Source organism: Mesorhizobium sp. ESP6-5, from assembly GCF_020164695.1.
Lineage (GTDB): Bacteria > Pseudomonadota > Alphaproteobacteria > Rhizobiales > Rhizobiaceae > Mesorhizobium > Mesorhizobium australicum.
This window is the reverse complement of record NZ_JAIUGR010000011.1, coordinates 79989-93587: the sequence shown is the minus strand read 5'-3', so window position 1 is coordinate 93587 and position 13599 is coordinate 79989. Positions and strand designations below refer to the sequence as shown.

The following is a 13599-nucleotide window of genomic DNA, read 5'->3' as shown; positions in this document are numbered from 1 at the left end:
TCCCTGGAAATCAATGGCCAGAGATGAGCAGACGGTTTATCGTGAGCCATCATTTTTTCGTGGGGGCGGGAATGAAACGGAAGCCGACGGGCCCGAGAACGATGGCGTTGACCGCGGATCTTGTCGCCCGGGTCGAGCGCGTCGAACTGGATCCCGGGCCTGAGCCTGGAACGGCCGAGCACACCAACGCGGAGTTCGATGAGTTGGTCGCTCGACTGCTCGCCGAATATCGGCCCGAAATGCTATGGGTCTTCGCCTATGGTTCGTTGATCTGGAATCCCGAATTCGTTCCTGTCGAGCAACGCCCGGCGACGGCGCCTGGATGGCACCGTTCGTTCTGCCTGAAGCTGACGCGTTGGCGGGGGACGCGCGAATTGCCTGCCTTGATGCTGGCGCTGGACCGCGGCGGCAGCTGCAACGGGATCGTCTACCGGCTGCCCGATGAAGATCATTTCGGGCAGCTCGGCCAGCTGATGCGCCGGGAAATCGATGCCAACCCACCAACCAACGTGCCCTGCTGGGTCAAGGTCAAGACCAAGGAGGGTCCGCTGCGCGCTCTGGCTTTCGTCGCCGCGCCGGGTGGCAAGGCCTATGCCGGACGGTTGCCGTTGGAGCAGGTTGCGGACACGCTGGCGCGAGCCGCCGGACACTGGGGGTCGTCGGCGCAGTATCTGTTCCGGACCGTCAGCAAGCTGGAAGAAAGCGGTATTCGGGACAAGAATCTCTGGCGCATCCAGGATCTCGTGGCTCGGCAAATTATCGCGTCCACCGGTGACGCATGATCTTTTCCTACCGGCAGGCGCGGTAACCGTTCCTGCGGTTCTTGATGTCGAAATGGAAATGGTTGCGGTGGTCGTAATTGTAGCCGGGGCCGAGCACGGTGGTGAAATACTGGCAACCGTCGGCGCGCACATTGTTGAGGAAGCCGCGGGTGCGGAAGGCGAACAGGCCGGGTTTGCGCACGTCGATGTCGTCGCCATTGTTGAGTTCGATGCTCATGACATCGAGCGCGTTGCCCTTGCCGTGCTCCGACAGCACGCCTTCGCCGGCAATGTTGCGGCAGGAATAGCTTGAGCCCTGGTGGATGGTCCTGACGCCGGAGAAATAGCGCCAGCGGGCGGAGGGAACGAGTTCGTTCTTGGTCCAGGCGGCGAAGGTGGCGGCCATGTCGCAGGTCAGGGTCGCTGCGGGTTTCATCTGGATGCTGCCGATAGCCGTGACCTTGACCGGATAGTCGATGCCGCACTGGCCTTCATGGATCGGCGCCAGATCGGTGTAGGCGACATCGAGGCGCTTCAGCTGCTGGCGGCAATCGGTTTCGCTGGCTGGAATCTGCTCCACCGGCGACATCGGCTCGTCCATGCGCGGATAGGCGGCGGTCAGATAGGGATTTGAGGGTACGAGCTTCTGCATGCCAGCATATTGCGGCAAGGCTGCAGTCTGGGAGCCGACGTCGACAGCCGGCTGCAGTGACAGCACGCTGCCAGTGTTGCAGGCGGAAACGGCGACGAGGGCAAGGCCAGCGGCCACCATCGCTGTACATTTTGCCATCACTGCGCATTTTGATTGGCGCGCGACCGTCTCGGCGGCGCGAAATAGCTCGGCCATGGGCGGAATTCCTATCCCTGATCGGTGGGATTTTAACGATCAAGGGTAAAGGAAAGCTCAGCGTCGGCGCTCACGCCTGCGGCCGAATTGCGGCTAACTCTGTGTAGCACAACGCAAGCGCCGAGTTGCTGAGGTTTGACCCAAGATTATCCGACGCAGATGTCTATCAGGTTGCCATTGTACATGCGCCAGCACAAATCCTTTCCCTTGAAGTGGCGATGCTGGATCTGCTGGTACAGGGGCATGGGCTTCGCCGGCTTTGCAGATTTCTCATGCCTGGGTTGAATTTTCTCATGCCTGTGCTGATCTACGCGTTTTTTGAAATGCGCCGAGGCTGAAGTTATGCCTGGTGCAAATAGCACAGCCATAGACAGGAAAATGAACGCCGCATATTTCATGCTATTTCCCTTCGAGGCCTGTTCACGTGGCAAATGGAATGACCGGCTCCGAGGAGCCTGCATAGCGAATATAGTTAGATCAACTTGCAGCTCTTGAACAGGCATGGAACGGCCAAGAGTTCGATAATTCAAGGCATCGAACTCGAGCCACATTGCGGCTTGCGATCGGCGATTTTATTGGCAGAACGTTCCGCCATGCCGGCGCGGCTCGAGATCGAGATGGAAATGCAAGGAATGGTCCGGGTCGGCGCCTGGGCCGAGCACGGTCTTGAAAGGTCCGCAGGCGGCCTTGCGTACGGCGTCGAGGAATTTGCCGTCTTTTTCCGGCGGCGCCGGCCCGACCTCGATCGTCCTGCCATCGGACAGCGTAAAGCTGGCAATGTCGAGCGCGTTGCCGAAAGCATGTTCCGACAGTTTGCGTGTGCCATTGCGCGGCCGGCAGACGAAGGCCGACGCCTGGCCGATCGATTTCAGGTCGGCGCCGAATTCGGCTTTAGCCGCCGGCTGGATGACGTCGGCGGCAAAACGCGCCGCCGCCTCGGCCATCGGGCAGTTGAGCTCGGTGCCCGGAGCAATCGCGATCGATTTGCCAAGCGACTTCAGCACGACGGGGTAGGGGATCGAGCAGCCGATTTCGGGGTTGCTTTCGGCCTTGTGCTCCTCGAATTCGACCCCGAGTGTCTTCAGGCGCTCGCGGCAGGCGACTTCCTCAGCCGGCATCTTGTCGGCGGGAAGATCGGCCGAGCGTGGATCGGGCAGCATCTTCTCCTCGTCACCTGCTTCCGCCGGCTTTGGCGTTGGCTGCGGGGCGACGGCCGGCGGTTGAGGTTCGGGCGTCGTGGTGGCGGGCTTTGGCGTCGGCGTCGGCGCCACGGCAGGCGGCTCCGGCTCGCTTTCGGTTTCGGCTCGTGGTTCCGGTGGTTTCCGGCTTTTCTGATGGGACCCTTCGTCGCTGGGTAGATCGGGGTCCTTGGGCAGATCGGGCGCCGCGCCGCTCTTTGGATTTTCAGCGTTCTGGTCTTGCGACTTTGGGGTGTCCACTTTCTGAGTGTCCACCGGGCGTGGCTCGGGCACCGGAACATCGGCGGACGGCCGAGCATCCTGCGTTGCCGGCGGTGCCGGATTGGGCGCGAGATGCTGCCTGGCTCGCGCTCTCGACTGCCGCTTGCCTCGCGGTTTCAGCGGCTGATCGGCCCGCTGTGTCAGCGGCTGCTCCACGCGGGGGCTCAGCGGCCCATGGTGTTTGTGACGATGTTTGGCGTCGGCCGGCATGACCAGCAGAGCCGTGACGGCCAAGGCCAATGCAATCCTGTACCCTCGGGAAAAGCTCAGCTTTGCCATCATCCACAAAACGGCACCGGTCGGCTGAAGTTGCCTGGACAGGCGCTTAGACCCGATCACAATCGGTTACCTCCGCGTTACGCGCCGATCGCTTCCAGTCCCTCTTCCAGCCAGTCGGCGAGCAACGGCATGCCGAGCAGGTATTTTGCCGTGCGCTTGTTGGCGCGCTCGCGTGCCGCGGTTACGGCGTCGGCCCATTCCGAGGCGTCGTAGTCGCCGCGGCCGACCCAGGCCAGCGCGATCAGCTCGGCGGCCTCATCGATATTGAGGTCGTTGATCAGCTCGCGCAGCTCTTCCTCGGTGAGATTCTCCGAGCTTTCCTCGGCAAGGCCGTCATGGTGGTGGTTGTCATGCGTGTCGCCGTCGAACTCGACCTCGTGTTCGGCGCCGTCGGCATAGTCCTCGTTAACGCCCGCGCTCAGCGCCTTGGCCTTGAGAATGAACAGCCGTACGGTATCGGGGCCGATCGTGAGATCCCAGTCCTTTTCGAGCCGTCGCTGCACGGGCCCTCTCCGTCAGTCGTTTGCCGGATGATACCGGATTTGCGGCATCCGTCACCTAATGTTCTCCAGGCGATCTTTTCCGGGATGAAACGCGGACCGCTCGGCGTTAGTGTTGCATTGTCACACCCTCAGGAGGTTTCCATGCATAAAAGAGTGCTGATCCAGGCGGCGAGCGCGCTTATCGCTCTGCAGTTCCTTGCCGTTCCGGCGTTCGCCGCCGGCAGCAGTGGTGGTACCGACCAGACTGTCACCCAGTGCAAGAAAGGCGAGGTCTGGGACAAGAAGAAGCAGAAATGCGTACCGCCGAAGGAAGGCATGCTGGACGACGACAGCATCTACGATGCAGGCCATGCGCTGGCGATGGCCGGCCGCTATGACGAGGCGATCTCGGTTCTCGTTCTTGCCGCCAACAAGCAGGATCCGCGCATCCTCAACTATCTCGGCTATTCGCACCGCCATTCCGGCCGCGTCACCGTCGGCCTCGGCTATTACGAGGAAGCGCTGCGCATCGATCCCGATTACACGCTGGTGCGCGAATATCTCGGCGAGGCGCATCTGCAGATCGGCGATCTGGCCGGCGCCCAGCAGCAGCTGATGGAAATCGAAAAGCGCACCGGCAAGGGTTCGCGCGAATACGGCATGCTGTCCGAGCAGATCGACCATTTCATGAGGAGCTGATCGGGCCCTCCTGATGTCTCAAAGCGGCTGCGAGCGATCGCGGCCGTTTTTGTTCGGCTCCGTCCCACGGCCGCCCCTGCTACAAAAGAAGGGATGATTTTTACAAAACCGATTTTTGGGCGTGAAAAGCCCGCAAAGATTGCTATATTCAAGGAAATTGCGGTGAAACGGTTCCGTTAGCCCGAGGCTGCCGGACCGTTTTCTTTTTGTACCCCAACGACAAGGCTTCCCCCGAAATGCGGGGGCGGCAGCAGGAAAGGTCAGGCACTATGAACAAGGTCCCGATGACAGGCGAGGGGTTCGCGTCATTGAAGGAAGAACTGCGTTGGCGCCAGCAGGAAGAGCGGCCTCGCATCATCGAGGCGATCTCCGAGGCGCGCTCGCATGGCGACCTGTCCGAAAATGCCGAATACCATGCCGCCAAAGAGGCGCAGAGCCTCAATGAAGGCCGCATCAACGAGCTCGAGGATTATATCGCGCGCGCCGAAGTGATCGACGTGACCAAGCTTAGCGGCGAAAAGGTCAAGTTCGGCGCCACCGTGGTGCTGGTCGACGAGGACACCGAGGAGAAGAAGACCTACCAGATCGTCGGCGACCAGGAAGCCGACGTGAAATCCGGCCGCATCTCGATCTCCTCGCCCATCGCGCGCGCGCTCATCGGCAAGGAAGTCGGCGACGCCATCGAGGTGAATGCGCCGGGCGGCGCCAGGGGTTACGAGATCGTCCAGGTGCAGTTCATCTGAGGGCGTCGGCTGGGCGCAGCTCCGCGCTGACAGGTGCTATTCGCGCGAGGTTGGCGCCGCCCCTGCCCGCAGGCAGATGAGGGGCAGCGCCAACCCTGCCAATCGTTCGATCGAAAATTCAGTCTTTCCCGGTAGTTGTCCGCCTAAGCTCTAAAAGTCGTTCAGCTTCCGCCATCACTTCCGAGGGCGTCACGCGCCTGTCACCAGGCGCCAGCAACGTCGACGCATACGGCCCGCGCGGTCCGGTCAAACCCGGCTCCGTCGCCAGGAACACGGCGACCGTCGGCAGGCCGAAGGCGCTGGCGAGATGGGTCAGCCCGGTATCGGCGCCGATGACCAGGGTCGAGCGGCCGAGGATGGCGGCAATGTCGGCCAGCGGCGATTTTGGCACCACGACCGTGGCTGGCACGGCCTTGGCGATCGCTTCGGCCACCGCCTTCTCCCGTTCATTCGACCAGGTTGTGACTGGAATCATGCCACGCTCGACCAGCAGGCGGGCGGTTCCGATCCAGTCCTCGACCGGCCATTTCTTGTCCTCGCGGCTGGTGCCGTGCAGCAGGAACGCGGTCCTGCCGTCGATGCCGGCGATCATGCCCGTCGGCGCCACGATGCCGGAGTCGAGCGTCAAAAGGTCCGGCCGATAGCCGAGCGCCAGCCCGAACAGCCGCCGTGTCCGCTCGATGGCGTGCAGGTCGCGCGCCACCGCATAGGTGATATCATAGAACAGCGTCGCCGAGGGCTCGCGCACGCTCGACCGGTCGAAGCCGGCGATCGGCGCGCGCGCCTGGCGTGCCACCAGGGCCGACTTCAGCAGGCCTTGCGCATCGATGACGAGGTCGTAGCGGCATTCGCGCAAGGTTCGGCGCAAGGTCGCCGCCTCGCGCCAGGTGTTCGCGTCGAAGAGGTTCTTTCGCCAGCGCCTTATCGCCACAGTGTGGATGGTGCCGATAGCCGGATGCAGCGCGAGGATGCCGGCAAACGCCTCCTCCACGCACCAGTCGAAAGCGATATCGGGCCGTGCGCGGCAGGCATCCTGGAGTGCCGGAAAAGTGTGGATGACATCGCCCATCGACGAAGTCTTGACGATCAGTACCTTCATGCCGCGGCCGACACTTCCAGCAGGCGGTCCGCTGCCGCGGCGACCTGCGCGATCTCCAATGTCTTCAGACAGTTGAGATGACCGAGCGGACAGATTTTCCGGTGGCAGGGCGAGCAGGACAGGCCGAGCCAGACCAGTTCGCGATGCTCCGCCAGCGGCGGCGTGTTTTCAGGCGAGGTCGAGCCATAGACGGCCACGATGGATGTACCGACAGCGGCCGCGACATGCATCAGCCCGCTGTCGTTGGAGACCGCGAGCCTTGCCGCCGCGATCAGGTCGATGGCGTCCTCCAGCCGCGTCTGGCCGGCGAGGTCGACGACGCCGGGGGCAAGGGCTGCGATCTCCGCGGTCACGTCGCGGTCGTTCTTCGAGCCAAACAGGGCGACCTCCAGGCCCTTGGCCATGAATTCGCGGGCAAGGCCGGCATAGCTCTCGCTTGGCCAGCGCTTGGCCGGGCCGAACTCGGCCCCGGGCATGAGGGCCACGAATGTCCGCGGCGCCAGGCCGAAACGATCGAGCAGGGCGGCCTGGTTTTTTACGTCCACGGTCAGCCGGGGCGCGCGGAAGTTGCCGCCCTGGGCGAGGCCGAAATAGGCCTGCGCGGTGCGTCGTTTCACGGCATCGGGCAGCGGCACGATGTCGGTCAAGAGGCCGTAGCGCATTTCGCGCAGATGGCCGAAACGGCGCGGAATGCGGGCAAAGAACGGGATCAGCGCCGACTTCCAGCTGCCCGGCAGGACATAGGCCATGTCGTAGCGGCCGCGCAGCAGACGGCCGAAACGGCGGCGATGGCTGAATTCCAGCGCGCCGGGCTTCAGCGGAAAGTCGATCTGCTGTCGGATTTCGGGCATGCGCTTGACCAGAGGTGCCGCCCAGGCGGGCGCCAGCACATCGATCGCGGCATCGGGATGGAGTTCCTTCAGCGCCGAGAACAGGCACTGCGCCATCACCATATCGCCCACCCAGCGTGGGCCGATCACGAGGATCGTTGGGCTTTCAGCCATTCGACATAGTCTCTGACGCCGGTTTCTACAGTGCGGAATTGCCCGTTATAGCCGGCCGCGCGCAAGCGGGACACATCAGCCTGGGTAAAACTCTGGTAGCTGCCCTTGAGGTGGTCGGGGAAGGGGATGAACTCGATCTCGCCCTTGCCCAACGTGTCGATGACCGTTTCGGCGATCGCACGGAACGGCTGCGCGCGGCCGGTGCCGCAGTTGAAGATGCCGCTGGCGCCGCGCTTCCACAGCCACAAATTGACGTCGGCGACATCGCCGACATGGATGAAGTCGCGGCTCTGTTCGCCGGGACCAAAACCGTCATAGGCGCCGAACAGCTTCGGGTTTTCGCCGCGCTCGACCTGATTGAACAGATGGAAGGCGACCGAGGCCATGGCCCCCTTATGCGCCTCGCGCGGGCCATAGACATTGAAGTAGCGCAAGCCGGTAACCTGCGAATGATCGCTGTCGAAGACCGTGCGCCTGACATGATCGTCGAAGAGTTTCTTGGAATACGCATAGACGTTGAGCGGCCGCTCCAGCGCCGGCTCCTCGCGAAATTCGGCGCCGCCGCCATAGACCGAAGCGGAGGAGGCGTAGAGGAAGGGCACGCGCAGCGCCTGGCAGGCATGCAGCAGCCGTTTCGAATAGGCGTAATTCACCTCCATCATGAACTTGCCGTTCCACTCGGTGGTGGTCGAGCAGGCCCCCTGATGGAAGACGGCCTCGACACGGCCAAGCAAGCCGGCCTCCATGCCGGCCAGGAAATCATCCTTGTCGAGATAGTCGGCTATCGTCAAATCGGCCAGGTTGGCGATCTTGTGGCCGTCGGTGAGGTCGTCGACGACCAGGATGTCGTCATGGCCTTCCGCATTGAGCGCGGCGACGATGTTGGAGCCGATCATGCCGGCGCCGCCCGTGACGATGATCATGAAGGCCTCTGGTTGCGTGCGATTCCGGTCCTTATAAGGGAGGCTGGCCGGGCTGTCGACAAAGCAGGCGGTCGCTCGGGGCTCGCCCGCTCAGGCTTGTCTGTTTTGTCCATTTTGTCTATTATGGGCAAACGGAGTTTCCAATGAAACACTATCCATCCACTGATCTGAAACAGAATCTCGGCGATGTGCTCGCGGCTGCCAACCAGCAGCCGGTCTCCATCACTCGCCACAACAAACCGAGATACGTCCTGATGAGCATCGAGGCCTACGAAGCGCGCTTCGGCAACGATAGCCGTCGCGTCTACGCGGCCGAGGATGCACCGCTGCAACATGTCGAGATGCTGGAGGAGTACGCCGCGGAATTGGACCGTGATTAAACCAGTGGCCGCGGACGTCTGGCGATATCCATATCTGTGGCATCGCCAACATGGAGACGGCGAGACCGAAGGCCGCAAGGCGAGGCCTGTCGCCTTCGTCGCCGTTCTTCCCGGAAAAGCCGGAGGGACGAACCTTTTCATCCTTGCAATCACCTCCACCCAGCCGGGCCGTGATCGCGTCGCGGTTGGCGTTCCTGAAATTGAACGCCGCCGCGCCGGCCTTGACCCTATCCCGCTTTGGATCATAGTCGACGAGTACAACCACGATATTCTGGAATCGTCGGCTTATTTCGAACCGGGTGCGCGTATCGGCGCATTCAGTCCGTCATTCCACAAAAAAGTCATGTCGGCTTTCATGGCAACTGTTCGCGCAGGCCAATCCAAAGCCATCCCACGGGCTGACTGAAAGGCCTGCAATCGGGCAGGGCAGGATCATGAGGGACAAGAAATGCCGCCGACCGAACTGCTGATCGCGTTTTTCGCCACCACGGCGATCTTCGCCTACATTCCGGGCCCCGCCATGCTTTATGCCGCCGCGCAGACGATGGCGCGGGGGCGCTGGTCGGGGCTGACGGCGGCACTCGGCATTCATCTCGGCGGCTATGTCCATGTCTTTGCCGCCGCGGCCGGCTTGTCAGTGCTGTTCCACGCCGTGCCGCCGCTCTACATGGCCGTCAAGCTGGTCGGCGCGCTGTACCTGATCTGGTTGGGTATCTCGCTGTTTCGCAAGCGCGTGGAGGGCGACGTGGCGCTGCCGGCAATCACCCGCAAATCGGCCCGCCGGGCGTTTTTCGAGAGCATCACGGTCGAGGTGCTCAATCCCAAGACCGCGATCTTCTTCATGGCGTTCCTGCCGCAGTTCATCGATGCCTCGGCGGGGTTGCCGGTCTGGATGCAATTCGTGGTGCTGGGCACCATCGTCAACCTGATGTTCTCCTCGGCAGATGTCGTGTGCGTGTTCCTGGCCGGCCTCGTGATCGGCCGGCTGCGGCGTTCGAGCCGTGCGCAGCGGCTGATGCAGAGGGCCGGCGGCGCGGTGCTGGTCGGGCTGGGCGTCCACGTCGCTTTGCAGAAGGCCTGACCTGTCCGGGTTTGCCTCCGCCCCGGCGTTGCGCTGGTGCCCAATTGCGGTATATCGGCAGGCATGACCGGCCGGCCTCGCAAATCTGGTGTTTCGACTTATCCGAGATCGGCGTTTCCCGCGCGTGGCAGATGACATGATCAAGCACAATCCACCTTCACCCGAGCCCCTGCACCGCGCCATTGCGCGCTTCGGCGACGTCGCCGTGCTGGTGGTCGGCGATATCATCCTCGACCGCTTCGTCAATGGCGTCATCGAGCGGATCTCGCCGGAAGCGCCGATCCCGGTGCTGCATGGGCGTGGCGAAAGCTCGGCCATGGGCGGCGCCGGCAACGTCGTGGCCAACATCGTCTCGCTTGGCGCGCGCGCCATTCCGGTCTCGGTGATCGGCACTGATCCCGCCGGTGACAGTCTGGTGCGGATGCTGGGCGAGCTTGGCGCCGAGACAGTGGGCCTTTCACAGCAGCGCGGCCGCATGACCTCGTCAAAGAGCCGCTTCAGCGCGCTCAACCAGCAGGTGCTGCGTTTCGACGAGGAAGAGATCAAGCCGCTCGGCGAAGCGGAACGGGCGGAGCTGATCCGCCGTTTCCGGAACGCATTGCAGCAGGCCGACATCGTTATCCTGTCCGACTACGGCAAGGGCATATTGCTGGACGGCGTCGCCGCCGAATTGATCGCCATCTGCCGCGAGGCGGGCAAGCCGGTGCTGGTCGACCCGAAGGGCCGCGACTACGCGCGCTACGCCGGGGCGACCGCCGTCACCCCCAACCGCAAGGAGCTTGGCGAGGCCGTCGGCCATGCGGTGTTCGCCGATGACGAGATCGTTGCGGCGGCACGGGAACTGATTGCGGCGCACGGCTTTGACTTCGTCGTCGCCACGCGCAGCGAGAAGGGCATGAGCGTGGTCGGTCCCGACGAGGCGAGCCACATCGCCACTCAGGCGCGCGAGGTGTTCGATGTCTCGGGCGCCGGCGATACGGTGATCGCGACCTTCGCGCTGGCGCTTGCCGCCGGTGCCGATCCTGTCGCCGCTGCCTCCATCGCCAACGCCGCCGGCGGCGTCGTGGTCGGAAAACGCGGCACCGCCCGGCTGAGCGTCGAGGAACTCACCGGCGCGCTGTTCCGCTCGCACGGACCGACCGCGCACAAGGACGCTATCCTGGACGCGACTTCTGCCGCGCGCATGGTGGCGGGATGGAAGGCGGAGGGCCTGAGCGTCGGCTTCACCAATGGCTGCTTCGATATCCTGCATGCCGGCCATGTCAGCCTGCTGCACGCAGCGCGCAGCCAGTGCGACCGGCTGGTGCTCGGGCTCAACAGCGATGCCTCGGTGCGGCGGCTGAAAGGGCCGGGCCGCCCGGTCAACGACCAGCATGACCGCGCCTGCGTGCTTGCCGCGCTCGCTTCGGTCGATGCCGTCATTGTCTTCGATGAGGATACGCCGCTGGCTCTGATCGAGGCGCTTCTGCCCGACATACTGGTCAAGGGCGCGGACTACACGATCGACACCGTGGTCGGCGCCGATGTGGTGCAAAAGGCGGGCGGGCGCGTCGTGCTGGTCGATCTCGTCGCCGGCAAGAGCACCACTGGCACCATCGGCAAACTGCGCGCCGGCGGCGCCACCAACTGAGGGAATTCATGTCCGAATTGAACGACTATCTGGTCCGCTCGGCGGCCGCCATCACTGCCACGGTCGAGCGAGATCTGACCGGCGAGATGGACCGTGCGGTGAATGCTGTCGTGGCGGCGCTTTCCCAGGGAAAGGCCCTGCTGGTCTGCGGCAATGGCGGCTCGGCCAGCGACGCCATCCATATCGCCACCGAACTGGTCGGCCGCTTCCTGAAGGAGCGCAAGGCCTACAATGTGATCGCACTGCCGGCCAACGCCGGGATGCTGACCGCCTGGGGCAATGATTACGGCTTCGACACGGTGTTTTCGCGCCAGGTCGAAGCGCATGGCGCCGCGGGCGGCGTGCTTTTGGCGATCTCGACCAGCGGCAATTCGCCGAGCATTCTCGCCGCGGCCGAACAGGCGCGCATGATGGACATGACGGTGGTCAGCCTGACCGGCGATACCGGCGGCAAGCTCAAGCCGCTCACCGACATCCTGCTCAACGTCCCCTCGACCTCGACGCCGATCATCCAGCAGGGCCATCTGTGCCTCTATCACTATCTGTGCGAGGTGGTCGAAGCGCGCCTGTCGAATGGCTGACGATACAGCGCCGTTTCCGCTGGCCGAGCCGGGCCTGTGGGTCCAGCGGATCGGCGGGCGGGTTTTCCCCGCGCGCTCGCCGGCGCTGTTCCTGGACCGTGACGGCACCATCAATCTCGACACCGACTATCCCAGCGATCCGGCCGAGATAGAACTCAGGCCGCAGATGCTGCCGGCGATCGCCGCCGCCAACCGGATCGGCATTCCGGTGGTCGTGGTCACCAATCAGTCCGGCATCGCGCGCGGCTATTTCGACTGGGGCGTCTTTGCCGCGGTAAACGACCGCGTGCTCCATTTGCTGGACAGGCAGGGCGCGTTCGTCGACATGGTGCTGGCCTGCGCCTATCACGAGGCGGGCGTCGGGCCGCTCGCCATAACGGACCATCCGATGCGCAAGCCCAATCCGGGCATGCTGATCGAGGCGGGCAGGCGCCTTGATCTTGACCTCCAGCGCTCCCTGATGGTCGGCGACAAGCTGGCCGACATGCAGGCGGCCCAACGCGCAGGGCTGGCACAGGGCTGGCTGGTCGACGGTGAGGCGGCGCTTCAGCCTGGCTTCGCCATCAGGCGCTTGCATGACGACCACGATCTCGGCGGCCTGCTCGCCGCTATCGACGCGCTCGGATCGTAGGGCCTAAGCCTGGTCGTTTTGCTGCGAGGCTTCGTAGAGCTTGGCTTCGGTGGCGAAGGAATAGATCATCACCGACATCGAGTAGACGAAGCCGTGCCGGCCGCACAGGAAGTAGCGCTTGGCCAGGTAGAATTTGAGGAAGTTGCCGAACGGCGACAGCACCAGCCGCACCAGGCCGGGCTTCTTGCCTCTCTCGACCAGCGTCACCGCCTTGAGGCTGGAATAGGTGTTGGCCCGGGCAAGATCCTCCTCGACCGATATTTCACGGCGATGCAGCAAGAGACCCTCTTCGATCGTGTCGGTCTCGCCCGGCACGTGAACGGATTCATGCACCCGTGCCGTTAGATCCATGCTGGCGCCTTCCCTGCGGAAAAGCCTGAGCAGCCTGTTGTGCAGCACCCAGCGATGGGCATAACCGTAGCCCTTCAGCCAGTCGCGGCGGCGCATGTACCATCCGCTGGCCTTGCCGCCGGCCGCCTCGGTGATGGCCACGATCGACCGCCTCAACCGGTCGTCGACGCGCTCGTCCGGGTCGATCGAAAGACACCAAGGCTGGTTGGCGTGATCGAGCGCGAATTGCCGCTGGCGGGGGAAGCCCGGCCAGTCATTGTGCAGCAGCGTTATCGGATAGCCCCTGGCGATATAACTTTCAACGCATTCGACGGTGCCGTCCGTCGAGCCGGAATCGACGATGATGATCTCGGCACAGAAATCGATGCTTTCCAGGCACGGGCCGATCATATCGGCCTCGTTCACGCAGATGATCAGCGCCGAGACCGGGCTTGCAAAACGGGTCATGGTCCCCTTCCCATGGCGGATTCTTCCCGGAATATACGCTGCTGGTGCCATCTGTTCTCAAGCAATTCCGGGCGGAAAACCGTTACACATGCTGGAATGCTCGGGAAACCAATGAAGCGTCAGTCGAGCGGCGAATCCGGCAGAGCCGTCCAGCCTTGTACATCAGCGTCTTTCGAATACCAACGCGGCACCGGTATGGCG

17 protein-coding genes are annotated in these 13599 nt (G+C 63.4%); 9 read left to right on the top strand and 8 right to left on the bottom strand.

Annotated features, from left to right (window positions below; all coding sequences use genetic code 11):
• The first annotated feature begins 71 nt into the window (after nucleotides 1-71).
• Entirely contained in the window at nucleotides 72-782 is a 711-nt protein-coding gene (locus tag LB524_RS19195; protein WP_140664923.1) for a gamma-glutamylcyclotransferase, read from the top strand.
• Nucleotides 783-789: 7 nt separating this feature from the next.
• Here LB524_RS19195 and LB524_RS19190 read toward each other — a convergent pair whose 3' ends face one another.
• From LB524_RS19190 to LB524_RS19175, 4 genes are all read right to left on the bottom strand, one after another.
• Nucleotides 790-1608, bottom strand: a complete 819-nt coding sequence (locus LB524_RS19190; RefSeq protein ID WP_140664925.1) for an extensin family protein — start codon at nucleotides 1606-1608, stop codon at nucleotides 790-792.
• 146 nt (nucleotides 1609-1754) lie between these two features.
• A complete protein-coding gene (locus tag LB524_RS19185) occupies nucleotides 1755-2006 on the bottom strand; it encodes a hypothetical protein (protein WP_140664928.1) in 252 nt (83 codons plus the stop codon).
• 174 nt (nucleotides 2007-2180) lie between these two features.
• Nucleotides 2181-2879: an extensin family protein gene (locus LB524_RS19180; RefSeq protein WP_411909925.1), complete on the bottom strand. Its 699-nt coding sequence runs from the start codon at nucleotides 2877-2879 to the stop codon at nucleotides 2181-2183.
• Nucleotides 2880-3424: 545 nt separating this feature from the next.
• Nucleotides 3425-3850 carry a DUF3775 domain-containing protein gene (locus LB524_RS19175; RefSeq protein ID WP_140664934.1) on the bottom strand — a complete coding sequence of 142 codons (426 nt, stop codon included), beginning with the start codon at nucleotides 3848-3850 and terminating at the stop codon, nucleotides 3425-3427.
• Between the two features lie 141 nt (nucleotides 3851-3991).
• On the opposite strand from LB524_RS19175, the gene LB524_RS19170 reads away from it, so the two are divergent.
• Both LB524_RS19170 and greA read left to right on the top strand, forming a co-directional pair.
• Nucleotides 3992-4528, top strand: coding sequence for a tetratricopeptide repeat protein (locus LB524_RS19170; protein ID WP_224529314.1), 537 nt, complete (start codon nucleotides 3992-3994; stop codon nucleotides 4526-4528).
• A gap of 269 nt (nucleotides 4529-4797) precedes the next feature.
• The gene (gene greA / locus LB524_RS19165) at nucleotides 4798-5271 is read left to right on the top strand and encodes a transcription elongation factor GreA (protein ID WP_015316152.1); all 474 of its coding nucleotides are present in this window, start codon (nucleotides 4798-4800) and stop codon (nucleotides 5269-5271) included.
• 118 nt (nucleotides 5272-5389) lie between these two features.
• Here the strand turns inward: greA and waaC are convergent, their stop codons facing one another.
• From waaC to rfaD, 3 genes are read right to left on the bottom strand one after another with little or no spacing between them, the layout of a single operon-like run.
• Nucleotides 5390-6370: a lipopolysaccharide heptosyltransferase I gene (gene waaC / locus LB524_RS19160; RefSeq protein ID WP_224529311.1), complete on the bottom strand. Its 981-nt coding sequence runs from the start codon at nucleotides 6368-6370 to the stop codon at nucleotides 5390-5392.
• Complete coding sequence (gene waaF, locus LB524_RS19155; RefSeq protein WP_224529309.1) at nucleotides 6367-7374, bottom strand: lipopolysaccharide heptosyltransferase II; 1008 nt, start codon at nucleotides 7372-7374, stop codon at nucleotides 6367-6369. The genes waaC and waaF overlap by 4 nt, the downstream gene beginning before the upstream one ends.
• The gene (rfaD, locus tag LB524_RS19150) at nucleotides 7347-8297 is read right to left on the bottom strand and encodes an ADP-glyceromanno-heptose 6-epimerase (RefSeq protein ID WP_224529306.1); all 951 of its coding nucleotides are present in this window, start codon (nucleotides 8295-8297) and stop codon (nucleotides 7347-7349) included. Before rfaD ends, waaF begins: the two co-directional genes overlap by 28 nt.
• A gap of 143 nt (nucleotides 8298-8440) precedes the next feature.
• Between rfaD and LB524_RS19145 the strand changes: the two genes are divergently transcribed.
• From LB524_RS19145 to gmhB, 6 genes are all read left to right on the top strand, one after another.
• Nucleotides 8441-8677, top strand: a complete 237-nt coding sequence (locus LB524_RS19145) for a type II toxin-antitoxin system Phd/YefM family antitoxin (RefSeq protein WP_224529304.1) — start codon at nucleotides 8441-8443, stop codon at nucleotides 8675-8677.
• Complete coding sequence (locus tag LB524_RS19140; protein ID WP_224529302.1) at nucleotides 8670-9083, top strand: hypothetical protein; 414 nt, start codon at nucleotides 8670-8672, stop codon at nucleotides 9081-9083. Before LB524_RS19145 ends, LB524_RS19140 begins: the two co-directional genes overlap by 8 nt.
• Nucleotides 9084-9125: 42 nt before the next feature.
• The gene (locus LB524_RS19135; RefSeq protein ID WP_140617740.1) at nucleotides 9126-9758 is read left to right on the top strand and encodes a LysE family translocator; all 633 of its coding nucleotides are present in this window, start codon (nucleotides 9126-9128) and stop codon (nucleotides 9756-9758) included.
• Nucleotides 9759-9894: 136 nt separating this feature from the next.
• Nucleotides 9895-11388 (top strand): D-glycero-beta-D-manno-heptose-7-phosphate kinase, encoded by a 1494-nt coding sequence (gene rfaE1 / locus LB524_RS19130; RefSeq protein WP_224529300.1) that lies wholly within the window; start codon nucleotides 9895-9897, stop codon nucleotides 11386-11388.
• An 8-nt stretch (nucleotides 11389-11396) separates the two neighbouring features.
• Complete coding sequence (locus LB524_RS19125; protein ID WP_140617741.1) at nucleotides 11397-11969, top strand: SIS domain-containing protein; 573 nt, start codon at nucleotides 11397-11399, stop codon at nucleotides 11967-11969.
• Nucleotides 11962-12600 carry a D-glycero-beta-D-manno-heptose 1,7-bisphosphate 7-phosphatase gene (gmhB, locus tag LB524_RS19120; protein WP_224529298.1) on the top strand — a complete coding sequence of 213 codons (639 nt, stop codon included), beginning with the start codon at nucleotides 11962-11964 and terminating at the stop codon, nucleotides 12598-12600. The genes LB524_RS19125 and gmhB overlap by 8 nt, the downstream gene beginning before the upstream one ends.
• Before the next feature lie 3 nt (nucleotides 12601-12603).
• Here gmhB and LB524_RS19115 read toward each other — a convergent pair whose 3' ends face one another.
• Complete coding sequence (locus tag LB524_RS19115) at nucleotides 12604-13398, bottom strand: glycosyltransferase family 2 protein (protein WP_224529296.1); 795 nt, start codon at nucleotides 13396-13398, stop codon at nucleotides 12604-12606.
• Nucleotides 13399-13599 lie beyond the last annotated feature (201 nt).

What these genes read in the sequence shown, in the direction of transcription:
- LB524_RS19195 (WP_140664923.1), top strand. Translation starts at nt 72, where the DNA reads ATGAAACGGAAGCCGACGGGCCCGAGAACGATGGCGTTGACCGCGGAT.
- LB524_RS19190 (WP_140664925.1), bottom strand. Translation starts at nt 1,608, where the DNA reads ATGGCCGAGCTATTTCGCGCCGCCGAGACGGTCGCGCGCCAATCAAAA.
- LB524_RS19185 (WP_140664928.1), bottom strand. Translation starts at nt 2,006, where the DNA reads ATGAAATATGCGGCGTTCATTTTCCTGTCTATGGCTGTGCTATTTGCA.
- LB524_RS19170 (WP_224529314.1), top strand. Translation starts at nt 3,992, where the DNA reads ATGCATAAAAGAGTGCTGATCCAGGCGGCGAGCGCGCTTATCGCTCTG.
- greA (WP_015316152.1), top strand. Translation starts at nt 4,798, where the DNA reads ATGAACAAGGTCCCGATGACAGGCGAGGGGTTCGCGTCATTGAAGGAA.
- waaC (WP_224529311.1), bottom strand. Translation starts at nt 6,370, where the DNA reads ATGAAGGTACTGATCGTCAAGACTTCGTCGATGGGCGATGTCATCCAC.
- waaF (WP_224529309.1), bottom strand. Translation starts at nt 7,374, where the DNA reads ATGGCTGAAAGCCCAACGATCCTCGTGATCGGCCCACGCTGGGTGGGC.
- rfaD (WP_224529306.1), bottom strand. Translation starts at nt 8,297, where the DNA reads ATGATCATCGTCACGGGCGGCGCCGGCATGATCGGCTCCAACATCGTC.
- LB524_RS19145 (WP_224529304.1), top strand. Translation starts at nt 8,441, where the DNA reads ATGAAACACTATCCATCCACTGATCTGAAACAGAATCTCGGCGATGTG.
- LB524_RS19135 (WP_140617740.1), top strand. Translation starts at nt 9,126, where the DNA reads ATGCCGCCGACCGAACTGCTGATCGCGTTTTTCGCCACCACGGCGATC.
- rfaE1 (WP_224529300.1), top strand. Translation starts at nt 9,895, where the DNA reads ATGATCAAGCACAATCCACCTTCACCCGAGCCCCTGCACCGCGCCATT.
- LB524_RS19125 (WP_140617741.1), top strand. Translation starts at nt 11,397, where the DNA reads ATGTCCGAATTGAACGACTATCTGGTCCGCTCGGCGGCCGCCATCACT.
- gmhB (WP_224529298.1), top strand. Translation starts at nt 11,962, where the DNA reads ATGGCTGACGATACAGCGCCGTTTCCGCTGGCCGAGCCGGGCCTGTGG.
- LB524_RS19115 (WP_224529296.1), bottom strand. Translation starts at nt 13,398, where the DNA reads ATGACCCGTTTTGCAAGCCCGGTCTCGGCGCTGATCATCTGCGTGAAC.